Annotated in this window: 21 protein-coding genes; 7 read left to right on the top strand and 14 right to left on the bottom strand. The window is 33.3% G+C overall.

Annotated features, from left to right (window positions below; all coding sequences use genetic code 11):
- Window positions 1-78 precede the first annotated feature (78 nt).
- A complete protein-coding gene (locus RC62_RS06515; protein WP_055093775.1) occupies window positions 79-2349 on the top strand; it encodes a cation:proton antiporter in 2271 nt (756 codons plus the stop codon).
- 452 nt (window positions 2350-2801) lie between these two features.
- Here the strand turns inward: RC62_RS06515 and RC62_RS06505 are convergent, their stop codons facing one another.
- The 3 genes from RC62_RS06505 to pyrH form a co-directional block, all read right to left on the bottom strand.
- Window positions 2802-5294: a DUF5686 family protein gene (locus tag RC62_RS06505; RefSeq protein ID WP_055093771.1), complete on the bottom strand. Its 2493-nt coding sequence runs from the start codon at window positions 5292-5294 to the stop codon at window positions 2802-2804.
- A gap of 119 nt (window positions 5295-5413) precedes the next feature.
- Window positions 5414-5977, bottom strand: a complete 564-nt coding sequence (gene frr, locus RC62_RS06500) for a ribosome recycling factor (RefSeq protein ID WP_055093768.1) — start codon at window positions 5975-5977, stop codon at window positions 5414-5416.
- Between the two features lie 162 nt (window positions 5978-6139).
- On the bottom strand, window positions 6140-6847 hold the full coding sequence (pyrH, locus tag RC62_RS06495; RefSeq protein ID WP_055094499.1) for a UMP kinase: 708 nt from the start codon (window positions 6845-6847) through the stop codon (window positions 6140-6142).
- Window positions 6848-7037: 190 nt separating this feature from the next.
- Between pyrH and RC62_RS06490 the strand changes: the two genes are divergently transcribed.
- Window positions 7038-7655 carry a thioredoxin family protein gene (locus RC62_RS06490; protein ID WP_055093766.1) on the top strand — a complete coding sequence of 206 codons (618 nt, stop codon included), beginning with the start codon at window positions 7038-7040 and terminating at the stop codon, window positions 7653-7655.
- A 371-nt stretch (window positions 7656-8026) separates the two neighbouring features.
- Here RC62_RS06490 and truB read toward each other — a convergent pair whose 3' ends face one another.
- From truB to RC62_RS06455, 7 genes are all read right to left on the bottom strand, one after another.
- Window positions 8027-8716, bottom strand: coding sequence for a tRNA pseudouridine(55) synthase TruB (gene truB, locus RC62_RS06485; RefSeq protein ID WP_055093763.1), 690 nt, complete (start codon window positions 8714-8716; stop codon window positions 8027-8029).
- Complete coding sequence (locus tag RC62_RS06480) at window positions 8716-9513, bottom strand: undecaprenyl-diphosphate phosphatase (RefSeq protein ID WP_055093761.1); 798 nt, start codon at window positions 9511-9513, stop codon at window positions 8716-8718. The genes truB and RC62_RS06480 overlap by 1 nt, the downstream gene beginning before the upstream one ends.
- Window positions 9514-9615: 102 nt before the next feature.
- On the bottom strand, window positions 9616-9870 hold the full coding sequence (locus tag RC62_RS06475; RefSeq protein ID WP_055093759.1) for a DUF3098 domain-containing protein: 255 nt from the start codon (window positions 9868-9870) through the stop codon (window positions 9616-9618).
- 92 nt (window positions 9871-9962) lie between these two features.
- Window positions 9963-10838, bottom strand: a complete 876-nt coding sequence (locus RC62_RS06470) for a cell division protein FtsX (protein ID WP_055093757.1) — start codon at window positions 10836-10838, stop codon at window positions 9963-9965.
- A 344-nt stretch (window positions 10839-11182) separates the two neighbouring features.
- Window positions 11183-11776 (bottom strand): molybdopterin-dependent oxidoreductase, encoded by a 594-nt coding sequence (locus RC62_RS06465; protein WP_055093755.1) that lies wholly within the window; start codon window positions 11774-11776, stop codon window positions 11183-11185.
- 19 nt (window positions 11777-11795) lie between these two features.
- Window positions 11796-14357 carry a TonB-dependent receptor plug domain-containing protein gene (locus tag RC62_RS06460; RefSeq protein WP_055093753.1) on the bottom strand — a complete coding sequence of 854 codons (2562 nt, stop codon included), beginning with the start codon at window positions 14355-14357 and terminating at the stop codon, window positions 11796-11798.
- Between the two features lie 98 nt (window positions 14358-14455).
- The gene (locus RC62_RS06455) at window positions 14456-14803 is read right to left on the bottom strand and encodes a winged helix-turn-helix domain-containing protein (protein WP_245176798.1); all 348 of its coding nucleotides are present in this window, start codon (window positions 14801-14803) and stop codon (window positions 14456-14458) included.
- 297 nt (window positions 14804-15100) lie between these two features.
- On the opposite strand from RC62_RS06455, the gene leuS reads away from it, so the two are divergent.
- Entirely contained in the window at window positions 15101-17968 is a 2868-nt protein-coding gene (gene leuS / locus RC62_RS06450) for a leucine--tRNA ligase (protein WP_055093749.1), read from the top strand.
- Window positions 17969-18057: 89 nt separating this feature from the next.
- Here leuS and RC62_RS06445 read toward each other — a convergent pair whose 3' ends face one another.
- Window positions 18058-18462, bottom strand: coding sequence for a hypothetical protein (locus RC62_RS06445; RefSeq protein WP_055093747.1), 405 nt, complete (start codon window positions 18460-18462; stop codon window positions 18058-18060).
- A gap of 166 nt (window positions 18463-18628) precedes the next feature.
- Here RC62_RS06445 and RC62_RS06440 point away from each other — a divergent pair, with 166 nt between their 5' ends.
- From RC62_RS06440 to RC62_RS06430, 3 genes are all read left to right on the top strand, one after another.
- Window positions 18629-20629 (top strand): sensor histidine kinase, encoded by a 2001-nt coding sequence (locus RC62_RS06440; RefSeq protein WP_055093745.1) that lies wholly within the window; start codon window positions 18629-18631, stop codon window positions 20627-20629.
- Window positions 20622-21257 carry a response regulator gene (locus RC62_RS06435; RefSeq protein ID WP_055093743.1) on the top strand — a complete coding sequence of 212 codons (636 nt, stop codon included), beginning with the start codon at window positions 20622-20624 and terminating at the stop codon, window positions 21255-21257. Before RC62_RS06440 ends, RC62_RS06435 begins: the two co-directional genes overlap by 8 nt.
- A 95-nt stretch (window positions 21258-21352) precedes the next feature.
- The gene (locus RC62_RS06430; RefSeq protein WP_055093741.1) at window positions 21353-22039 is read left to right on the top strand and encodes a zinc metallopeptidase; all 687 of its coding nucleotides are present in this window, start codon (window positions 21353-21355) and stop codon (window positions 22037-22039) included.
- Between the two features lie 123 nt (window positions 22040-22162).
- Here the strand turns inward: RC62_RS06430 and RC62_RS06425 are convergent, their stop codons facing one another.
- The 3 genes from RC62_RS06425 to RC62_RS06415 form a co-directional block, all read right to left on the bottom strand.
- A complete protein-coding gene (locus tag RC62_RS06425; RefSeq protein WP_007811264.1) occupies window positions 22163-22633 on the bottom strand; it encodes an Lrp/AsnC family transcriptional regulator in 471 nt (156 codons plus the stop codon).
- Window positions 22634-22775: 142 nt separating this feature from the next.
- Window positions 22776-23525, bottom strand: coding sequence for a uroporphyrinogen-III synthase (locus RC62_RS06420; RefSeq protein WP_041518659.1), 750 nt, complete (start codon window positions 23523-23525; stop codon window positions 22776-22778).
- 14 nt (window positions 23526-23539) lie between these two features.
- The gene (locus RC62_RS06415) at window positions 23540-24208 is read right to left on the bottom strand and encodes a DUF4271 domain-containing protein (RefSeq protein WP_055093739.1); all 669 of its coding nucleotides are present in this window, start codon (window positions 24206-24208) and stop codon (window positions 23540-23542) included.
- A 106-nt stretch (window positions 24209-24314) separates the two neighbouring features.
- On the opposite strand from RC62_RS06415, the gene RC62_RS06410 reads away from it, so the two are divergent.
- Entirely contained in the window at window positions 24315-25040 is a 726-nt protein-coding gene (locus RC62_RS06410; RefSeq protein ID WP_055093737.1) for a polyprenol monophosphomannose synthase, read from the top strand.
- Window position 25041 lies beyond the last annotated feature (1 nt).

The following is a 25041-nucleotide window of genomic DNA, read 5'->3' as shown; positions in this document are numbered from 1 at the left end:
TAAAATTTGGTTAAAATTTACTTTTTCACTTAATTCCCAGTTCTGATATTTGCACCATTAAAATCAAAAAAACGAGTTATGAATAACATAAAGAACTCCTTATTTTACGTTACGGTTATTGGTGGTTTTACAGCTCTGATATATTGGGTAATTTCAAAAGGTGCTGCACTCGAAGTAGGGCGCGGAATCGTACACAAGCAAATAGTAAGCAATCATTGGAATGACTTTCTAAATTCGATGATCGAAAATTTAAAACATCCCCTGGCTATTTTATTGGCACAGATCGTTACTATTATTTTAGTAGCACGTTTGTTTGGATGGGTTTTTAGAAAAATAGGACAACCATCTGTAATTGGAGAAATGATTGCGGGTATTGTTTTAGGGCCCTCTTTGGTCGGAATGTATTTTCCTGAATTCTCAGCGGCATTATTTCCAAAAGAATCTTTAGGTAATTTACAATTCTTAAGCCAGATTGGTTTGATTCTTTTCATGTTCGTTATTGGGATGGAACTAGATCTGAAAGTATTAAAAAATAAAGCACACGATGCTGTAGTAATAAGTCACGCTAGTATTGTTATCCCTTTTGCCCTGGGTCTGTCATTGGCTTATTTTATCTACCATACTTTTGCTCCCGTTGGAGTTGAGTTTGCATCGTTTGGTTTATTTATGGGAATCGCGATGAGTATCACAGCGTTTCCGGTGTTGGCCAGAATCGTGCAGGAGCGAGGCATGCAAAAAACAAAACTGGGTACTATTGCCATAACTTGTGCTGCTGCAGATGATATTACGGCTTGGTGTATCCTGGCTGTTGTAATTGCGATTGTAAAAGCGGGTTCATTTACAAGTGCATTGTATGTTATTGGGTTGGCTATTTTGTATGTAATAGTTATGCTAAAAATAGTTCGTCCGTTCCTGAAACGTGTTGGAGATTTAAATTCAACTCGCGAAAGTTTAAACAAACCGGTTGTTGCTATTTTCTTCCTTACACTTTTATTCTCGGCCTATGCTGCTGAATTAATTGGAATCCACGCTTTGTTTGGTGCTTTTTTAGCCGGAGCGATTATGCCTGAAAACAACAAATTCAGAAATATTTTTATCGAAAAAGTAGAAGACGTTGCTATCATCGTTCTATTGCCATTATTCTTTGTTTTTACAGGTTTACGTACACAAATAGGTTTATTGAACGATCCGTATTTATGGAAAGTTACAGGGGTAATTATTGCCGTTGCCGTTGCGGGAAAATTTCTTGGAAGTGCTTTGGCCGCTAAGTTTGTGGGACAAAACTGGAAAGATAGTTTAGCCATTGGAGCGTTAATGAATACTCGTGGTTTAATGGAGTTGGTGGTTTTAAATATTGGTTATGATCTTGGAGTTCTTTCTACAGAGATTTTTACCATGATGGTTATTATGGCTTTAGTAACCACTTTTATGACCGGTCCGGCATTAGATTTTATAGGATTTATTTTTAAAGATAAAATAACCGCAATTCCTCAGGAAATTGGAAATAAAAGCAAATACAAGATTTTATTATCGTTTGGAACTCCTGAAAGAGGTAAAAAATTATTGAAAATCGCAAACAGTCTGGTTAAAAAACAAGGCGACAATTCGATCGTTACCGCAATGCATTTATCATTAAGTACAGAGATACATTCGTTTGATGTAAAAGATCATGAGCGTAAAATGTTAGTTCCGGTAATCGAAGAATCAGAACGTTTGAACCAAAATATGGTGAGCATTTTTAAAGTAACGAATGATATTGATACAGATATTATCGATACGGCAAATCAAGGCGAATATGATTTATTATTGGTAGGTTTAGGACAATCTATTTTTGATGGAACTTTGCTTGGAAAGATTCTTGGCTTTACCACCCGAATTGTAAATCCGGATCGTTTGATCGATAAGTTTACCGGAAAAGAAGGTTTGTTCGAGAACTCTCCTTTTGATGAAAGAACACGTCATATTATTGCCAAAAGTAAAATGCCGGTTGGTATTTTTATCGACAAGGAATTAGAAGAAGTAAATCAGGTTTTTATGCCTGTTTTTACTAAAGAAGATTCTTTCCTGATTGAATATGCGAAGAAACTAATAAATAATAATGGCTCTCAGATTACAGTTCTGGATGCGAGTGGCGAAGTAAAAAATACCAGAGATATTCAGGAAACGATTCGTTCGATTGAGCAAATTGCACCCAACCATATTATGATTATGCACGACAGAACCATCAAAAAAGAATTTCTAGAAAACCAGAATTTAATGATTATTAGTTTAGACAGTTGGAAAAAACTAATAGAATCTCAAAGTACATGGTTGAATAATACACCTTCGGTTTTGATTTTGAAACCATAAAAGGGTTTAAATTATAATATTTAAAAAATCCCAAATTCCAATTTTACTATTGGGGTTTGGGATTTTTTTTGTTTTGATTCTTTTGAAGATTTCTAAGATTGCGGGATGGGACGCGGATGATACGGATTCGCTCACGCGAAAACGCGGATTTGTACGGATTTTTTTTATTGCCTTATCTATGTTTTTTGTCATCTCGACCGGAGGAGACCCGAGCGATATCGAATAGGCGAAGCAAATCACACTTGGGAATCGACAAAGATTGGCGACAATCTTGTCATCCTGACGGAGGAAGGATCTTCGCTAGTGGCTCGACAAAGATTGGTGATATGCTGTGCGGAGTTTCGAGTGTGATCTCTCCTCTGTCGAGATGACAAACTATATGTATAATTGGAATTTGGACCCGAGCGATAGCGAACAGGCGAAGCAATTTTAAAAATATTGGAATTTAAAATCTAAAGTCCCAAATCCAAAACATAAGAAATCTTAACAGCAATATTATCCTCGAATTTTAATAACTGATTTGGACCATATCGATAGAAACCTCCCAGACCAAAACCTTTATATATCTTGTTTAATTCTATTCCGGATTCAAAGAAACCTTTGTCTAGAGTTTTATATTCCGGACCTACATGTTGTTCCGGATTTTCCATATTTCCCCAAGCCATTCTGGTAACTAATACTAGCGAAGGGCGAACTTTTTTAAGGATTCTGATTCGGTCAAAACCATGTTTAATTTGAAAAAAGACATATTGACTGGAGAAAAACTCATTAAAATACATGGTCTCAAAACTATTTCGACCGGCAAAAGTAATACGCTGAATAACGGTTTCTTTGGTCAGGTTATTAGGCATTGTATTGTATAAATGCGTAAGCGGGACGTCACCAATTGCATAACCTCCTTGCAAAAGCAAACTTGTTTTTTGACCGTTCAGGTAATTTTTTTCATACTCGGTTTTGAAATCTATTTTACCAAAAGTAAAATCGTTTCCTAAAACATCAGGTAAGGATTGTGTATATTGAAAAGTAAATCTTGGGAATCTTTTCTCTGATTCATTTCTTCCGGTTGGCGTTTGCATAAAATTGCTAAACGGTGCCCAGACAATCGAAACCATTGCCGTTGTCATCACATAACTGGAATATAATTTTCCGTCGTAATTAAAAAGATAATCAAATTGGGGTTCGACATTTGTTCTTGCTAATTCGAAAACAGCTTCGGTTTTTGGAATAATTTTAGATTGAACATTGGCTTTCCAGGCGGTATATTTATAGAAAGTGCTAATGTTGATTGGCCGCGGATCATAAATTTTAAAAACTCGTTTGTCTACAGCAAAAACAGTACTTGCAATTTCGCGTACATCATCTGTATAATATCCATTTACCCAGGTATTAGTGCTTTTGTCCAGTAAAACGCCGGTTCCTAAACTGTATTTAACTTCACCGTCTTTTGTTCCGTAAGCCGAATATCCTTCGATTCTGAAATTTTTAGAAAAACGATCATTTGTGATTCCGCCAAGACCAAGACGAAAACCTTCATAATTATTGTAACTGATGATTTTTTTCAGATCAAGATCAATAGGTCCAATTGGTACATAACCATTGATTATTTTTCGTCCTAATCCTAAACGATTTTCAATTCTTTTCTTGATCGAAAGGCTGTCTATCAACTGGTATGTTTTCTGGCTTTTCAGGTCTAAACTTTCTTTTCTGTATTCATCCCAGAATGCTTCCGGTTTTTTGCTTGCATCGTCTTTAATTTCAATATAAAGTGCCGGATTCTTTATTGGAGGATTTGTATTGTAATGAATATCGAAATTGTTGCTTTCTGAAAGTAAATAAGTGAAATCTGAAGCTGATTTTTTTCGCGTTTCAAAATTATCCTCTACATCTCCGTCAAACTGAATTGTTCCGCCTAAAATCTTAATGTCATCATCGCTTTTCCCTTTTACGATTTTGAACGTAGTATTGCTTTGAAACCATATTTTTTCGCTGGGTACATATTCAAATTCATGTATGCCGCTAATATCCAGAACGCCTTTTATACGCATTACAGCTTTGGCGACAGCAAAATTTTCCTGATCAATATATAAGACGCCTTCTAAACCTGAGGCTTTTCTTTTTTGTTTGTTTTTAAAATAGATTACATAAGTTTCACGCCCTTTTATATTTACTGTATCCAGTATTTTATAATTATAACTTTCCGGAGCACTGTTCGAAATTGGGTTTTCATATTTAGTTTCGAAAAGTTCATATTTAGGATCATAAATCGATATAGATTGTAAGTTAAACGCTATTACTTCGTAAATAGGCTGCTTGAAACCAGCCATTTTTGTTCCAAGAATAGTTTCTTTGAGTTTGTTATTTCCAAACTGATATTGTGAAACTTTTTCAGTCTGAAATAAATGCTGTTTGCTAATGATTTCTTTAAACTTATAATCTGATGAGTCTACATTGATGCGGTTTTTCTTTAGATCTTTATAAGCTGCTGTAGAATCAATCCTGCCATCAATAGAATCCGGATTGGCGGTCACAATAAGTTTATTATAACTTTTGTACTCAAAACTGCTTAGTTTCTTTTGTGGATTATTTTTGTTTTTATTCGCAATTACTTTCTTTATAAGGGTTAAAGCAGGATTCTCGTTAGAAATAATAACTTCTTTTAAATCATCTGTTTTTTGAGAAAGTGAAACGGAGTAATATCTTTTATCTGTGATGGCAACAATTTTATTTTGAAAACCAATATAGGAAACCGAAAAATGAGTTGCATTTGCAGAAACCGTAAAAATAAATTTTCCGTCAACATCAGTAATTGTATTGATGTTGTCTGAAGTGTTTATGGTCGCAAAAGGAAGGGGTTTGTTGCTGGAATCCGTTACAATTCCGTTTATTTGAAATTGCGCTTGAATAGTAAGCGTGAAAAACAAAGTCAATAAACAAAATAGCCTCATACAGAATGTTATAATTTCAAAAACGAATATTATGTGATTTTGGTATGCAAAAATAGGAATAAAAAAATCCGTCCAGTAACAATTTAACTAAACGGATTTTTATTTTGTGATGATTAATATTACACTTTCATGATTTCGGCTTCTTTTGCAGCCAATAATTCATCTATTTTTTTGATGTAAGTATTTGTCAAATTCTGAACTTGCTCTTCGGCAGATTTACAAATGTCCTCAGAAGTTCCTTCTTTCTCTAATTTTTTGATATCTGTGTTGGCATCTTTACGCACATTACGCACACCAATTTTTGCATCTTCGGCTTCAGATTTTGCTTGTTTGGCTAAATCTCTACGACGTTCTTCTGTCAATGGTGGAACACTGATAATGATAACGTCACCATTATTCATTGGGTTAAAACCAATGTTGGCAATCATAATTGCTTTTTCGATAACCTGTAACATGTTTTTTTCGAAAGGCTGCAATGTGATTGTTCTTGCATCAGGAACACTAATTTTAGACACTTGCGAAAGTGGTGTTGCTGATCCGTAATAATCTACAAAAACGCTTCCAAGCATTGCCGGAGAAGCTTTTCCTGCACGAATGTTAAGAAATTCTTTCTCTAAATGCGCAATCGAACCATTCATTGATTCTTCAGTACTATCTAATATAAATTCTATTTCTTCAGTCATTTTTTTTTAGATTTTTAGATTTTTAGACGATTCGATTTTTAGATTTTTAAAAATGCCGGTATCTAATTTACTAACTAATATAGTTTTTTGTTTTTTTAATATTGTACGATTATCAAAATTTAGAGAAATCTAATGATCTCAAAATCCAACAATCTAAGTAGTCTATATATTTACTACTGTTCCTATGTTTTCGCCTTCACAGATTTTTAATAGATTTCCAATTTTGTTCATATCAAAAACAACGATTGGCAATTTATTTTCCTGACTTAATGTAAAAGCTGTTGTATCCATTACGTTTAATCCTTTTTTAAGGACATCATCAAACGAAATCATATCAAATTTTACTGCTGATGCATTTTTTTCAGGATCAGAATCATAAACACCGTCAACGCGGGTTCCTTTTAATATCACATCTGCATTGATTTCAATACCTCTTAAAACTGCAGCTGTATCTGTTGTAAAATAAGGATTTCCGGTTCCGGCACCAAAAATTACAATTCTTCCTTTTTCAAGGTGGCGATCTGCTCTTCTTTTAATATAAGGTTCTGCGATAGATTCCATTTTTAATGCAGTTTGCAAACGGGTTTTCATCCCTTTGTCTTCAAGAGCGCCTTGTAATGCCATTCCGTTGATAACTGTAGCAAGCATTCCCATATAGTCGCCTTGTACTCTATCCATACCGGCACTTGCACCTGCAACGCCTCTAAAAATATTTCCTCCTCCAATAACAATAGCAATTTCTACTCCTTTACTGTGAATTTGCTTAATTTCTTCAGCATATTCGGCTAATCTTTTAGGGTCAATTCCGTATTGTAAATCACCCATTAAGGCTTCACCGCTTAGTTTTAGAAGAATCCTTTTATATTTCATGTGTCGTTGCGTTAATTTGTGCAAATATAGACATATTCTGTTTTTTAAAAATAATGTTTTAAAAAAAATACTTGTTCTTTTATTTTTAGATTTATAAGGATTTTTCAGAAATTTTTTGAATGTGATAAAAGTCATACTTTGAGTCTTGCTGAAATTTGTATTTTTATACAATTCAAAAAAATAAACCAATATGAAAAACACCATAGCCAAAGCTTTATTTAATAGTCATTCGTATCCTGAATATCGAAAAATGGTTGCAGACTTATTAGTAGAAGGAAAATCAACCGGAAACGAACAGTCTGAAAGTCTGACAAATTATAGTAAATTGAATGACGCCAGAATGAATCGATTGGATAAAACGATTACGATTTCTGAAAAAATCCTTTCGAAACTGGATCATTTAGATAATAAATATATCTGGTTGGTGTTATCTGAGGGCTGGTGTGGTGATGCAGCTCAAATTCTTCCTGTTATCAATAAAATGGCTTTGGCATCGCATAAAAAAATAGATCTCAGAATTGTTTTACGGGATGATAATGCTGAATTAATGGATCAATACCTGACAAATGGCGGAAAAGCAATACCAAAAGTTATTGTAATTTGTAAAGAAGCAGGAATTGTTCGTGCTGATTGGGGACCAAGACCAAAAGGTGCAACAGAATTATTAGCAGCTTATAAAAAGGAATTTGGTGTACTTGATGAAAAAATAAAAACCGATCTGCAATTGTGGTACTTGGCTGATAAAGGAAATTCAGTTCAGGAAGAACTCATGCAAATAGTAGAAAATATCGCATATAACCGCTTGTAATTTCTTTGCAATAATGATCTTGAAATAAGTCTTAAGTTGTTAATGTGTTGAGGGTAAATACACTATAGTTAAAAAAAAACGTCAAAATGTTTTTTTGAATTATTTTTTTTGTAACTTAGTAATATAATCCCACTTCTATTATTTATTTTCTGATTTACTCTTTTTATTGGTGTCTATTTAATGTTTAACAATTAAAAAATACACTATTATGAAAAAGTTATTTGAAAGATTTTACGATTTTGTTTCAAAGTTATTGTTTGAAGGAAAAAATATTCCTCATTATTAACCGCAAAAAAGCAAGTTATGAAATAGAAATATTTTGAAGTTGGCACATTACTAGTATTCTTTGTAATGTGCTTTCGTATTTTTTTCTACTTAAGACTTTCTTCAAATAAAGTAACATCAATAGCATTTTTTACATCGTAATCACCAATTTTTGTTCTGCGCAAAACCGTTAGATGTGATCCTGAATTCATTGCTTTTCCAAAATCATAAGCCAGCGAACGAATATAAGTTCCTTTGCTGCAAACTACTCTAAAATCAATTTCAGGCAGTTCAATTCGTGTAATCTCAAATTCGTGAATAGTAGTTTTTCTGCTTGCAATTTCTATTGTTTCTCCAGCCCGCGCATGTTCATATAAACGAACACCATCTTTTTTGATAGCGGAGAAAATAGGCGGTTTTTGATCGATTTCGCCTAGAAATTGTTTTACGGTTTCGTGAATCAAGGCCTCATCAATATGAGAAGTTGGGTAAGTTTCGTCAATTTCAGTTTCCAGATCATACGATGGAGTAGTGGCTCCAATATAAAAAGTTCCCGTATATTCTTTTGCCTGACCTTGTAATTCAGTAATTCTTTTAGTGAATTTTCCGGTACAAATCAATAATAAGCCAGTTGCCAAAGGATCTAAAGTTCCGGCATGACCAATTTTGAACTTTTTAGGAAGTCCGACTTTATTGATCAATAAGTATTTTAATTTATTGACAGCTTGAAACGAACTCCATTTTAAAGGTTTGTCTATCAATAAAATTTGTCCGTTTAAATAATCTTCAGGCGTCATTATATAATGGTAAGAGGATGAATGAAAAAGTGGATCAATAATAAAACGATCCCCGCGATTATTCGGTAATAGCCAAAAACTTTAAAACCATTTTTAGTCAAAAAGCCAATGAAGGTTTTTATCGCCAAAAGAGCTACAATAAAAGCCACAACATTACCTATAACTAATAAATTAATTTGGTCGTGAGATAATTCGAATCCGGCTTTATAATAATCATAACATTTTTTTGCAGTAGCACCCAACATTGTAGGTACGGCTAAAAAGAAAGAGAATTCTGCTGCAGTTGTTCTGGTAAGTTTTTGTGACATTCCGCCTACAATACTTCCTCCGCTTCGTGAAACTCCGGGAATCATGGCCAAACATTGAAACAATCCAATTTTAAAAGCTTGTAGATATGTGATTTCTTGTGAAGTTTCGGCAGCGTTTGGTTTATTAAACCATTCATCAACCTTCAATAAAATTAATCCTCCTATTAAAAGTGAAACAGCAACCGTAACCGGATTTTCTAATAATCCGTCGATAAAATCGCTTAATAATAATCCTAAAACTACGGCCGGAATAAAAGCAACCAAAAGTTTAAAATAGAAATCAAGTGTTTGAAAGAAACGTTTGAAATATAAAACTACTACAGAAAGTATAGCGCCAAGCTGAATAACAATTGTAAAAAGTTTAGTGAAATCTTCGTGGGCAATTCCAAAAAAAGAAGAGGCAATAATCATGTGTCCAGTTGAAGAAACAGGTAAAAACTCTGTAATTCCTTCAATTATGGCAAGAACAATAGCTTGTAATGTATTCATTTATTAGATTTTTAGATTGTTAGACTTCTTAGAGGTTAGATTTTTTTGAGAGATTAATCTAATAATCTAAAGATCTAAGCGGTCTAATAAGTCTAAGAAAGTCTATTTAGATTTTTTGAAAATAGAATAAATCGTGATTCCAAATCCAATTAAAACAGTTGTTGGAGCTAAACGAATACGTCTAAAATTAAAAACATCTTCATTAAAAATCTTCGGATCGTTACTTCCTCCGCCAGACATTAAGATAAAGCCTAATGCAATAACGCCAATTCCAATTAATAGGATTTTGTAGTTAATACCATCAAAAAGAAATTCTTGTTTTTGTGGCTCTTGTTCTGTATTGTTGTTATTTTTCATTTTGTCATTGCGAGGAGCGAAGCAGTCGCAACCTCTATTTATATGAATTATCTTTTTTACTGTAAACTAAAAAACTGAGACTGAATACTTTTTTAATAAAGATCGTCTGTTCTTAAATTGAGGAAACGCTGTGTTGCAAAATGTGTACTTACCCATGTAATTAGAACGCCTAATCCAAAAACGGCTAACAATACAAGTCCTATTAAAACCTGATCTTCCATAATGCCTAATCCCGGGAAATTGTTTTCTACATAAAGTAAAAGCGCGATCAAAGCAATAATGGCTAATCCGGCACCTAACATTCCTAATTTTACACTTCGCATTACAAAAGGTTTACGAATAAACGATTTTGTTGCGCCAACCATTTGCATGGTCTTAATAATAAAACGGTTTGAATGTATCGATAAACGTAATGAACTATTGATTAATAAAACAGCGATTACGGCAAGAAAACCACTGATAATCAAGATCCACATACTAACTTTCTTGATGTTATCGTTTACAAGATTTACCAATTGTTTGTCGTAAACAATATCTTCGATCATCGTGTTTTTACGCAAATTACTTTCGATTTGCAAAATACTGTCTCTCTCTACATAATCAGCTTTTAAGTGAATGTCGTAGGAGTTCAATAAAGGGTTTTCTCCTAAAAAAGTCAGGAAATCTTCTCCAATAATATCAGTATGTTCTTTTGCTGCTTTTTCTTTTGTAACATACACATAAGATCTGGCGAAAGGAGCTCTTTTTAATTGTGTATCAAATGCTTTTATCACACTATCATTAGCTTCATTTTTAAAGAAAACCGTCATCGCGATTTTTTCTTTAAAATCATTCGCCAGTTTTTTAGAATTGATAATGAATAATCCTAGTACTCCCAAAAGAAATAAAACCAAGAATACACTTAGTACAACCGAAAAATAAGAGGAAATTAACCTGCGCTTTTGAAATTTATCAAAGTTAGAACTCATAGTTTGCTTAAATTATGTGGTAAAAATAATAAAGAATTTCTTTATTTGAAGTTAATAACGAACTTTTATACCATAAATGTACAATTAAAGATTAAAAGAGTCAACATTAAAAACCTTTGCAGTACTGAACCTTTGAAACTTTTAGCCTTTAAAATTTAATTTAATAGCAAAGTAAGCCAAGTTTTTAATAGTTGGTTTTATTTGTAAACACAAAGTTCGCAAAGCTGAATCAACGTATAGCTTTACGAACTTTGTATTTTTCTAACATCATACATTAAAATTTTAAAACACTTTGAGTTGAAATTTAAAATCTTTAATGCTTAGATCCTTACCAACTCAGAACCTTATTTGACTCTATAAACTTCAATACTTTTTAGCCAATAAACATGTCGTGGACCTGTTTTAATATCGTTTTTACAAATTAAAACCATTTCTCCGTTTTTAATTGGTTTTCCATTTTCTTCAAAAAGAACATATGTATTTTCTCCCGTTGAATTATTGAAAATTTCTGCCCAGGAAAAAGTAGCTTTATAATTGTCTGAAGCTCTGGCAACGATATAGAAATTACGATCTTTATGTCCGTTTTGTATGATTTTTGCTTTTTCAAGAATGTCTTTTAATAAAACACCTTTGCTGGTTTTATCGTTTTTTTTGATCTCGCCATTTTGACCCGTTATTTTGAAATTTGAAATTGTTGCCACTTTCATTTTTTGTAAAGAATCGATGTTTAATTGTAACGGAAACTCAACTTCTCCTTTTATTTCAATTTGATGATTTACGAGTTTTAAACTGTCAGAAGCTGTCATTGACGAATGCTGATCTTCTTTTTCAGGTACAGAAGTTTTTTTTGTCGTAACAACATCTTCTTTTTTTGAAGTATTACACATACTGCAGGTAAATGCAACTATAACAACAAGAATGTAGATTTGTTTTTTCATATTAAGATTATTTATGTTTTTAGAATTTGTTCGTTTCCCAAACTAATGACAGATAATATAATCCGCCAATTGCGGGACCGCCAAGAATAGAATTATAAGGTTTGTTTAAAATATTGGTGCCTCCAATTTTTGTAGTAATGCCGGCTTTTTCGAAATTATAATTCACCTGCGCATCCATCGACCAATAAGCAGGAACAGTCCCGCTTACTAAAAACGAAACATAATCAAAATTGTTCTGATAACGTGCAGTTGCACTTGCGCCAAGATTTTTCCAAATATTGGTTGCGATTAATGTTCCGTTTATATTGAATTCAGGCGTATTGAAACCGTCTTCGAGACCATCTTTGTCGTCTGTTCTGTCGAGTTTTGTATAAGTAAGATTTGTTAAAGCGGTGAAGGTTTTGTCAAGTCGATATTTTAGACCCAAACTTCCTCCGTAGTTATAAATTTTACTTTTAGAGTTTGTCCAAAGACGGTATCTGTTTTGCGTATTTTTAGAATATAATGCGGTCGGAATCTGACTAGGATCTGTTGTATTTGGAATACTGGCTTCGACTTGTGCGATAAAATTTTTATAAGAGTTGTAATAGAAATCAGCATCGATAAAAAGATTTTGTTTTAACGCAATTCCTCTAAATCCAAATTCGAAAGAATTTACAAATTCAGGTTGCAAATAAGTATAAGGATTTTTTTGAATCGTGTTTTTGTTCTTTTCAATGGCTTGTGCCTGGGTGATGCCAAGTGTATTTACATCGTTATTTACCTGCGATTGAAATTTATCTATTGACGCTTTTGTATAGGAGTTTTCAAAAATGCCGTCAGACATGATCCGTAATCCGCCAACACGTTTTACACCGCCGCTGTTTACATTCGAAAAGCCTTCGAAAATACTCGGAAAACGATATCCGTTTTGATACGAAGCCCTAAAGCTTATCGTTTCTTTTGGAACATAAACAGCAGTAAACTGAGGCGTGAATTTAGTATTAAAATAATCCGCTTTGTCCATTCGTATTGTTGCACCCAAACTTATTTTTCGATCTAAAAAATCTTTGTTTAATTGAGTAAAAGCACCCGTTTTTTGGTACGTTAAATTTTCGGAAGGATTTACAGGATTGATGAAATAGTTTCCGTCAGGCACTATAATATAGGTTCTGTAATCAAAACCACTTAGTAGTTTAGCTTCTATTTTTTCGAAGAAAGCGGGAAAAGCTTTATCCCAATTTAGCAAACCTTCGGCATGAACCAAAGTCGATTTTACGCGTAAAGCAGCACCGTAATCCCAATTGTTAATGTTTATTAATTCGTTTTTCTTTTGTTCATAAGCTTCAGTTCCCGGTTCAAAACGACCTTGGTCAGATACTGTTCTGGCTGCTTTATGTGCGTTGGCAATTGTCGCTCCGTTGGTTACTGCGCTTTTATAAGCCGTGGCGTAATCTGCAAACCATTTATCATCTGATTTATAGGCGCGATCCATGTTTTCTGCAAGGGAACGCATATTGTATGAGTTTCCGGTATTTTCGCCTGTAGCGTATGCCTTTAACTGAAAAATAGGAGTATGGTAATCTACAGCTATTTGGTTTAGTGTGTAGTTATCCAGTCTAAAGCGGTTCGAACGCTGGTAAATTGTATTGATAAGTGCTGTTTTATAAGTTACAGCCAATTCATTTCCTTTTTTGGGACGGAAATAAAAACCAATATCGGCTTTATAATTTTTAATGTCGTAATCAGAGATATCCGTTTCACGGTAACCTGTTCTGGCAACAACATAATTTTTACCATTTAAATTCAGTGTTTTTCTATTGGCTGATTCGTTTCCGTAACCATTTACTTCATCATAAGCCGGATTATCTGTGCCGTATAAATTGGTTGATGCATTGACGTTTGGGGTCAAATCAGTTCTGTCATCTGCAACCCAATCTGTTCCGCCTGTTGTTGAAGCATTAATTTTAAAAGCTAACTTTTCACTGAATGCTTTTGCAACACGTAAATTAAACTGAGAATAAATTTTAGGCGAAAATCGATCGATATTTCCCACATGATTTACGCCTGTTAATTGCTGGATACTGATGCCTTGATGATCAAAAGGGTTTTTAGTCTGAATGTTTGCCAGACCATTTATGGCATTCATTCCGTATAAAGCCGCTGCAGTTCCGGGAATAATTTCTATTTTGTCAATATCAAGATCATTTGCGCCCAATGCATTAGCAATAGGAGCGCCTAAATGTGGTGCCTGATTATCGATTCCATCAACCAATTGTGCAAAACGTACATTGGTCGAGTTGGCAAATCCTCTCGTATTTATAACTTTAAAACCCAAACTAGGCGTTATAATTTGTACGCCTTTTACGTTTTCAAGTGCTTCATAAATACTGGGCGATCCCATTATTTTGGCTTCTGTAGATTTTAACTGCTCTATAGTTATAGGAGAACGCATTATTTTTTCGGAACGTCTGGAAGCTGTAATTACAATCTCATTTAATGCTTCTTTTTTGATGCTGTCCTGGGTTTTTTTCGAACTTTCTATTTGAGAAAAGCTTTTAAGACTTATAAAAAGTAATAGAATGTAAAGGTATAATCTCATAATTTAAAGTAGTATTTTCAGTATGTTTTAAAATGAATACTGATAGTTGATGAAATTTGGTTTTGATGTTTTTTATAAAATATAAGTATTGGATTTTTTTAAAACTTTAAATTCTGTGTTTCTTTTAGGGCGAAATCTTTAATGCGTTTTTCGATTTCATAAAAAACAGTTATTGCTTTTTCTCCCGCTTTGGTTAGTTTTGCTCCGCCACCGCCTTTTCCTCCAAGAAGTTTTTCTACCAAGGGACTTTCGGCACGCTGATTCATTTCTTCAACTAATTGCCAGGCCTGACGATAAGCCATTTTCATCTCTTTGGCCGCATTGGTAATAGATCCTGTTTTTTGAATATTCTCTAATAACCAAATTTTGCCAATTCCTAAAAATGGACCATCAGATTCTTCAATCCAAACACGAACTTCAAGAGAATATTTCTTACTATTATTCATTTGCATCTTTTAATGATCTACAAAAATAGGTATTATGCTGTAATATTATTCTTTCTTTGATTCTTATTTGTACCGGATTGAAATCCGGCTCTACAATATAATTCGTTCCTCAGGAACTTAATAAGTTTATAAGTATTGAATGTAAAAATAAGTATTTTTACTTAATAAAAAATACGTACTTTGTTATTTTATTTGTTTGTCAGCGAAATAGCTTTGGTACAAACGACAATAAATGTAAATTTGCGATCTTAAAACTTAGAACCTTAGTTACTCAGTAACTTAGCAACTCAATAAAAAATGAAATACAATCCAAACGAAATCGAAGAAAAATGGCAGAAATATTGGGCTGAGAACCAAACTTTTGCAGCAGAAAACAATTCTGAAAAACCAAAGCATTATGTATTAGATATGTTTCCTTATCCGTCAGGAGCAGGATTACACGTTGGGCATCCGCTGGGTTATATTGCTTCAGATGTGTATTCTCGTTTCAAGAGACATCAGGGTTTCAATGTTTTGCATCCAATGGGTTATGATAGTTTTGGATTACCGGCAGAACAATACGCGATTCAGACAGGGCAGCGTCCTGAAGATACAACACGTGTAAATATTGATGGAGGAGTAGATAAAGAAGGAAAGCAAATTGCCGGATATAGAAAACAACTGGATAAAATAGGATTTTCATTTGACTGGAGCCGTGAGGTTCGTACTTCAAATCCGGATTATTACAAACATACACAATGGATTTTTATCCAATTGTTTAATTCTTGGTATTGCAAAAAGCAAGGAAAAGCATTTGATATTTCAGAGCTTGTAAAAGTTTTTACAGAAGAAGGAAATAAATTGGTTGAAGCCGTTTGTGATGATAATGTTGCGATTTTTAATGCGGCAGAATGGAATTCATATTCTGATGATCAGAAAGAAAAAATCCTTTTGCAATACAGAATGACCTATTTGGCGGAAACCGAAGTAAACTGGTGTCCTGGTTTAGGAACGGTTTTAGCGAATGACGAAATCGTAAACGGAGTTTCTGAACGTGGAGGATATCCTGTAATCCGCAAAAAAATGACACAATGGAGTATGCGAATTTCTGCTTATGCAGAACGTTTGCTTCAAGGTTTAAATGATATTGACTGGAGCGAATCTATAAAAGAGTCACAAAGAAACTGGATCGGAAAATCAGTTGGAGCATTAGTGAAATTTAATGTAAAAGATCACAACGATGTTATTGAAGTTTTTACTACTCGTCCTGATACTATTTTTGGCGTAACTTTTATGACTTTGGCTCCGGAACATCCTTTAGTTTCTGAAATAGTTACTGAACAACAAAGAGGAGATGTTGAAGCTTACATCGAAAAAACAGCAAAACGTTCAGAGCGCGAGCGTATGGCCGATGTTAAAACTATTTCGGGAGTATTTACAGGAGCTTATGCAGAACATCCTTTTACAAAAGAAGCAATTCCGGTTTGGATAGGAGATTATGTTTTGGCAGGTTATGGAACTGGTGCTGTAATGGCAGTTCCTTGTGGCGACGAAAGGGATTATGCTTTTGCAAATTTCTTTAAAGGTCAAAACGGAATGCAGGAAATCAAGAATATCTTCGCAAATGTTGATATTTCTGAAGCAGCTTATGGATCAAAAGACAATGTTGAAATCGCAAATTCTGATTTCTTAAACGGATTAAATTATAAAGAGGCAACTCAAAAAGCAATAGCAAAATTAGAAGAAATAGGTCAGGGAACAGGTAAAACAAATTACCGTTTGCGTGATGCTGTTTTCTCTCGTCAGCGTTATTGGGGAGAACCTTTCCCGGTTTATTATGTAAATGGTTTGCCAAAGATGATAAGTGCAGAACATTTGCCGATCATCTTGCCTGAAGTAGAAAAATATTTACCAACCGAAGATGGTTTGCCTCCTTTAGGAAATGCAACGATCTGGGCTTGGGATACTAAAAACAATGAGGTTGTAAATACGGACTTGGTTGATAATTTCGAAATTTTTCCTCTTGAATTGAACACGATGCCAGGTTGGGCAGGAAGTTCTTGGTATTGGATGCGTTATATGGATGCACATAACGAAACCGAATTTGCAAGCAAGGAAGCTTTAAAATATTGGGAAAGCGTCGATTTATATATTGGAGGAAGTGAGCACGCAACCGGACATTTATTGTATTCTCGTTTCTGGAACAAATTTTTAAAAGATAAAGGTTTTGCTCCAACCGAAGAACCATTCAAAAAACTGATCAATCAGGGAATGATTTTAGGAACGACGGCTTATGTTTACAGATTGGAAGGAACAAATACATTTGTTTCTAAAAATAAAATTGGAGATCAAAATGTACAGCCAATTCGTGTTGATGTTCATTTCGTAAACTCATCAGATGAATTGAATATTGAAAAGTTCAAAGCCTGGAGAGAAGATTTTAATACTGCCGAATTTATTTTTGATGAAAACGGAAAATACATTGTAGGCCGTGAAGTCGAAAAAATGTCGAAATCATACTATAACGTAGTAACTCCTGATGATATTTGTAATGAATATGGTGCTGATACATTACGTTTGTACGAAATGTTTCTAGGTCCGCTAGAGCAGGCAAAACCTTGGAATACAGCAGGAATTTCCGGTGTTTTTGGATTCCTGAAAAAATTATGGAGATTGTATTTTGACGAAAATAACGGTTTGATTGTAAACAACGACGAACCAACAAAAGACAACTTAAAATCATTGCATAAAACGATCAAAAAAGTAGCAGAAGATATTGAGAGTTTCTCTTTTAATACTTCAGTTTCTCAGTTTATGATTTGTGTAAATGAATTGTCTTCGCAAACTTGTCATTCAAGAGCAATTTTAGAACCATTGGCTATTTTAGTTTCTCCTTATGCGCCACATATTGCAGAGGAATTATGGTCACAATTAGGACATAAAACTTCGATTGCAACAGTTGCTTTTCCTGCTTTTGAAGCGAAACATTTAGTTGAAACCAATAAAGAATATCCAGTTTCTTTTAACGGAAAGATGCGTTTTACAATCGAATTGCCGTTGGATTTAACAGCAGCGCAAATTGAAGAAATTATCATGAAAGACGAAAGAACATTAAAACAATTAGATGGTAAAACACCAAATAAAGTAATTATTGTTCCTGGTAAAATTATTAACCTTGTAGGGTAATAATTTTGGCTGTAAAAAAAAAGAAGCTTCGTACTAGTACGAAGCTTTCTTTTATCCAAAAACAAAATATTAAATTCTAAAACTAATATTTAAAGAGGGAATACATATGTACCTGGGATTAGTACAATAATTCCGTCTTCAGTTGCAGTTGCAGTTAATTCTTTAACCACTTTTCCTCCAACATAAATTTTACCGGTCAGGGTTTGTCCTTTAACACCTCCATAACCACTTGTGCTTATTGATGCTGCTTGGCTATCTTTTTTGGCTGTAAATTCTTTTTTCCATGGTAATGCAGTGATATCTTCTATTAATGCAGCTCCTCCTTCTTCAATATAAGTTACACTAAGCTTTCCTGTGTAATTACCGGTTACTTCATATTTAACATCTCTTGAACTTGTGTTTGATCCTGAATCATTATCGTTGTCACTGCTGCAAGATCCTAATGTAAAAGTCAGAGTTAATACAATCGCTAAAGTTTTCAAAATTGATTTCATAATAAATTCTTTAATAATTAATATTCTTTACAGCAAAACTAAGTCCTTATTAAAGAGGGGGCAATACCTGATAAAATGTAATTCCTATTACCTGATATCAGGTAAAAAGCTTGGTTTTTTTTCTCAAATATTTTTAATTTTAATAAATTTGAACAAATCATACTCTATGAAGAAAATCTACTTTTCGGTACTATTTTTATTCTTATCCGCCATTACATATTCACAAGTTATTCTTTCATTAGACGATGATTCGGTTTATATTGACAGTATTGCCCAAGTGGTAAAAAATACAAGGTCTGACAGTTTAAAATGTTTTTATAGTTTTAGATTATCCAAATTATATTTGATGGTTCAGGATGTTCGAAAATCAAATGAATATCTGGCACAGGCGAATAAACTCAAGGTTAAATTTCCTTTTTTAAATGATGCCGCTATTTTCTACAATTCCTCTGTTTTTTTAGAAAAAGGAGATCATGATGGTTTCGAAAAAGCACTTCTTGACAGCAACGACAAACTTAAAAAATACCATAATATCGAAGCATATCGCCTTCGTGCTGTTATACTGCAGAATTACGGTGTTATGCTGCAGCGAAAAAACAATGAAAAAGGGTATATGAAGCTGCTGGTTAATGAAGCAATTCCGCTTGCAAAAAGAAGCAGGGATTATGAACTGATAAGTGGTTTGTATAAAGCGGTAGCTATTATTTTTATGAATAATAACGAACGTGAAAAAGCCGGTGAATATTTAAATGAGGCGCAAAATTATGTAGAAAGAGCGATTAAAAAGTCGCCAACTATTGCCGAGTCAAAAATGGAAACTTACATTATCAATGCTGAGAACTTAGTGGAGTTAAAGCATTTTTATGATGCTAAAAAGGTATTGGATAAAGCATTCTCTACTTTAAAAGACTTTCCGGAATCTAACTTAAATGATTCTTATTTTTATTCAGAAGGAATTTATTATGCGAAACAAAATAAGAATGAAAATGCTTTAGAAAGTTTTGCAAAAGGAATTAAATCGGCCGAAAAACATCAGAACCAGATTGCGTTAAACAGATTGAAGTTTGCGGAATATGAAGTGCTTTTTAAATTAAAAAATTATAATAGAGCCAAAGATAATCTGGAATATCTTCTGGAAAAAACTCCTTTTATAATAGATCAGAAAAACTATTATAACGAGTTGTCAAAAGTTTATAATGCAACCAAGAATTATGATAAGGCATATTTTTATGCCAATAAATCTAATATGATCAATGATAGTTTGAATGATTCTAAATTTAAGAGTGAAATCGTCGAACTTGAAGCAAAATATAAAAAAGCCGAAGATGAGAAAAAAATAACGCTGCTCCAGTCTCAAAACGAAAAAGCGGCTTTGATGGTCAATAACAATCGCTTAAACTCCATTCTTTTTGCAGTGTTGTCCGTATTGTTGTTTCTTATCGTTTTGTTCTTGTGGATATTGAATAAGAATCAAAAAAAGTTAAGTGTTCAAAAAGAAATTAATCACGAACAAGAATTGATCTCACTTGAAAATCAGCAAAAATTATCAGTTTCTAATGCTTTGATTGAAGGCGAAGAAGTGGAACGAAAGAGAATTGCCAGAGATTTGCATGACGGATTGGGGAGTATGCTTTCCGGATTAAAAATTCATTTAAAACTGGCAGAAAAAGAAAACGTACTAAGTCCGGCAGATATCAACTCATTGCTGGATAATTCGATTAAGGAATTACGGAATATCTCTCAAAACCTAATGCCTGAAAGTTTGCTAAAACTGAGTTTAGAACATGCTTTGCGGGATTTATGTATTGCCAATTCTAATGCTAAGACTAAAATTGAATTTCAATATTTGATTCAAAAACCCAATTTGCCTAAAAACTACGAAATTGTGATCTACAGGATTATTCAGGAATTATTGAATAATGCCTTAAAATATGCCGAAGCATCAGAAATATTAGTTTCCTGTTCTCAAAATAAAGATACTTTTTTTATTACTGTTGAAGATAATGGAGTAGGTTTTGATGTTGCTGCAAAAAATGGCGGAATGGGATTGCGAAATATAAAGAACCGTCTTGAGATTTTAAAAGGAAAGTTAGAAATAGAAAGCGAATTAAATAAAGGAACTTCTACTTATATAGAACTAAAAATAAAAAACGAATTAAATGGATAAAGTATATAAAACAGTAATAGTAGACGATCATCCCATTGTAATTTCAGGGATTTCAGGTTTGTTAGCAGATTTAGAAACGGTTGAAATCGTAGGTAAGTTGCAATCCGGAGTTTTACTTGTTGATTATATAGAAGAAAATCAGGTCGATTTAATTTTAATGGATATTTTTCTGCCGGTAATTAATGGCGTTGATCTTTGTAAAACCATAAAACAAAAATATCCGCAAATTATCATTATCGGTATGAGCAGCCAGTCTGAAAGAAGTTTGGTAATGCAGTTTATTCAAAATGGCGGTAATGGTTATGTTCTAAAAAGCGCTTCGTTTGAAGAATTTGGAAACTGTATCAATAATGTAATTCAGGGTGAAATTGTATTTAGCGATGAGGTTAAAACAATTATAAGTCAGCCGGTATCAGATGATTTGGAGCATATTCCGAGTTTGAGCAGAAGAGAAAAAGATATTACACTATTGTTGTCAAAAGGAAAATCGACACAGGAAATTGCAGATGAATTGTTTTTGAGTTTTCTAACCGTGCAAACCCACAGGCGTAATATTCTGCAAAAATATAAAACCAAAAATGTAGCTGAATTGATCGCTTTTTTATTGAAAAACAATCTGTTGAATTGATCGTTCCTGAAATGCCAAAATGACATTTTTTTAAATTGGTTCAGAAATTGCAGTTTGTTTTGTAACTTTAATAATCAATCAAAAAAAGTAAAAATATGGGAAGTGGATATTTAATACTCGCTGGAGCAATTATGTTATTCAGCTGGATCGTAAGTTCAAAACTAAAAAGTAAATTCGAATTATACTCTAAATTGCAATTAAGAAATGGCATGAGCGGTGCTGAAATTGCAGAGAAAATGTTAGCCGATAACGGAATTACTGATGTTCGTGTTATTTCGACTCCGGGTCGACTTACAGATCATTATAATCCTGCAGATAAAACAGTAAATCTAAGCGAAGCTGTTTATAATCATCGTAATGCTGCCGCTGCTGCTGTTGCTGCACACGAATGTGGTCACGCCGTTCAGCATTCTATAGGATATGAATGGTTGACTTTGCGTTCTAAGTTAGTGCCAGTTGTTAGTATAGCATCAAATTATGTGCAATGGATTTTATTGGCAGGAATTTTAATGATTAGAACTTTTCCGCAGTTATTGTTAATCGGAATTGTCATTTTTGCCGCAACAACATTGTTTACAATTATTACTTTACCTGTAGAATATGATGCCAGTAACAGAGCGCTTGCCTGGTTAGAAAACAAAAATATGTTAACGCAGCAAGAACAAGCCGGGGCAAAAGATGCTTTAAAATGGGCTGCAAGAACTTATGTTGTGGCTGCTATAGGATCAATCGCTACTTTGTTGTACTATATCTCGATCTATTCCGGAAGCAGAAGAAATTAATGAGATATTTAGTTAATTAGATAATTTATAAAGCCGCTAAGTTTTAAAACTTAGCGGCTTTTATTTTATAGGTTTCAAAATCATCTCATTTTCTAATTGGCACATTGCCACATTCTGTAATTTCTAAAGCTGAATTTGTCTGTCTATTTGCTGATCTAATGAGATGAAGGTTTCAGTTCTTGAAACGCCTTCTATAGCTTGAATTTTTGTATTTAAAAGCTGCATGAGGTGTTCGTTGTCTCGACAGATAATTTTAATCAAAACAGACCAGTTTCCTGTGGTATAATGACATTCCAGTACTTCTGGAATTTTTTTTAAATCTTTTACTGCTTCTGAGTTTCTTGAAGCTTTGTCTAGGTAAACCCCAATAAAAGCCATTGTATTATATCCTAAAACTTTTGGATTTACAGTAAATTTAGAACCTGAAATCACACCTGATTGTTCCAGCTTTTTTAAACGCTGATGAATCGCCGCTCCGGAAATACCTATTTTATTGGCAATTTGCAAAATAGGTTTTCGGGCATCATCCATTAAATATCGAAGGATTTCTTTATCGATGCCGTCAATTTCAATTAAAAGAGAGTTGATTTTCATAACAGTTATAATTTGAAACTAATTTTAGTTATTTGGTTTTAGTTAGAAATCAAATGTACTCAAAAGGATTTAAAAAGAAAAATTCCAAATCTCAACGGTTAAGTTGAAATTTGGAATTTAATTTTTGTATTAAAAGAAGGAATTATTTTCCTTTATTTGCTTCTGCGATATATTTTTCTAAAGCCATCGTCATAGAAGGAGTTTCAGGAGTTGGAGCAAGAATATCAATTCTTAAACCATGGTCAAGAGCTTCTTTTTGAGTTGTGCTTCCAAAAACTGCGATTCTGGTATCGTTTTGTTTAAAATCAGGGAAGTTTTTAAACAATGATTTGATTCCGGTTGGACTAAAAAATGCTAAAACATCATAATAAACATCAGCAAGATCAGATAAGTCACTCATTACCGTTTTGTAAAAAACAGCTTGTGCCCAATCTACTTTTAGATTGTTTAATGTTATAGGAGCATCAGCATTTAATTGATCAGATGCCGGCAGTAAGAACTTTTCGTCTTTGTACTTTTTGATAAGAGGTGACAAATCCGCAAAATCTTTTGCTCCAACGTAAATCTTACGTTTTCTATACACAACATACTTTTGCAGGTAAAATGCAACAGCTTCAGATTGGCAGAAATATTTCAATCCTTCAGGAACTTTATAACGCATTTCATCTGCTACCCTAAAAAAATGATCCACCGCATTACGGCTTGTCAAAATTATTGCAGTATAATGATTAAGATCGATTTTTTGTAATCGAATCTCTTTTGCATTAACCCCTTCCACATGAATAAATGGTCTGAAATCAATTTTTATTTTGTGTTTTTGTTGGAGCTCAAAGTAAGGAGAATTTTCCACTTTAGGTTCAGGCTGTGACACCAAAATTGTTTTCACTTTCATATTATAAACATTTTCTAAGCACTCCCTTTTGTAATCCAATAATAGAGAAAATAATAAGGGGCTATTTCAAGAGCGCAAAGATATAAAATAAAATAAAATAACTTACTGATTATTACGTTTTGATACGTTTTTATTGAAATAAAATATGAATATAAGCTGATACATAGCGAAATACCTATGATTGCCAGTGGTATAATTTTAGGAATATTGTCATAATAAAACAAAATAGCATTAATAGGAAGCACTAAAACGCCTATATAAGTTCTGTAAGTTACTTTTTGTAAGTTAAAAAGGTCGGCAAACTCATCAATGTTGAATGAAGTTGCTACTATTTTCTCGATTAAAAACTTCGCTAAAATAAAATAAAGCAAAAATGTGGCGATCTGAATAAACAGAATCCAATCTGTTTTTGAGGCATATCCAAAAATATGCATCGTCAACTGAATAAAAAAAGCATACGAAATAACCTGTACGAAAAACAGACCAACTGTAAAACTGCTTTTTAAGTGGCTGTTATCACGATAAATTTTCGCATACTTGTCTGAAAAAATAAGCTTGCTGAATTCGCTAAATCTAGTCTCATAAGCTGATTTAGTCATAGCAACAACGGCAAAGGTCAACACAAATAAAAGTGTCGCCCAGTCTTTGTTTTCGATAATTCTAGGATGAAGGTGTTCAATCATAACGATACAAAATTAGTAATTTTTTGTATCAATACTTTTATTATATATTTATTATGAATCAAATGCTATAAAAAGTTTACTTTTGCGATGAAATTTACGCAGAAAAATGAATGATTGTATTGTCATAATTCCCACTTACAACGAAATCGAAAATATTGAAAGTATAGTTAGAGCTGTACTCTCGCAACATAAACCTTTTCATCTTTTAATAATCGATGATAATTCGCCTGATTTTACGGCAAATAAGGTAATTGCATTGCAGGAAGAATTTCCAGACAGGTTGTTTTTAGAAAAAAGAGCTAAAAAATCAGGTTTAGGAACCGCTTATGTTCATGGTTTTAAATGGGCTCTGGAACGCAAATACGATTATATTTTTGAGATGGACGCAGATTTTTCTCATAACCCCAATGATCTTGAAAAATTATTTGATGCTTGTCATTTTGGCGGAGCAGATCTGGCTATTGGTTCTCGTTATGTAACCGGAGTAAATGTTGTAAACTGGCCTTTGAGCCGTGTTTTAATGTCTTATTTTGCATCGGTATACGTAAAGTTTATTACCGGAATGAAAATTCATGATGCTACAGCTGGTTTTGTTTGCTATAAAAGAGAAGTTCTGGAGAAAATTAATCTTAATAAAATTAAATTTGTGGGTTATGCTTTTCAGATCGAAATGAAATACAGAACCTATTGTTCTAAATTTGAAATTACTGAGGTTCCTATTATCTTTACAGACAGAACCAAAGGCGTTTCGAAAATGAGCAATGCCATTATCAAAGAAGCTATTCTGGGTGTAATTTCACTTCGATTAAAAAAATTAGTCAATACCTTATAAT

The organism is Flavobacterium aquidurense (assembly GCF_001404985.1).
Classification (GTDB): domain Bacteria; phylum Bacteroidota; class Bacteroidia; order Flavobacteriales; family Flavobacteriaceae; genus Flavobacterium; species Flavobacterium aquidurense_B.
The sequence above is the reverse complement of the archived record's forward strand: the minus strand, read 5'-3'. Positions and strand labels throughout refer to the sequence as shown.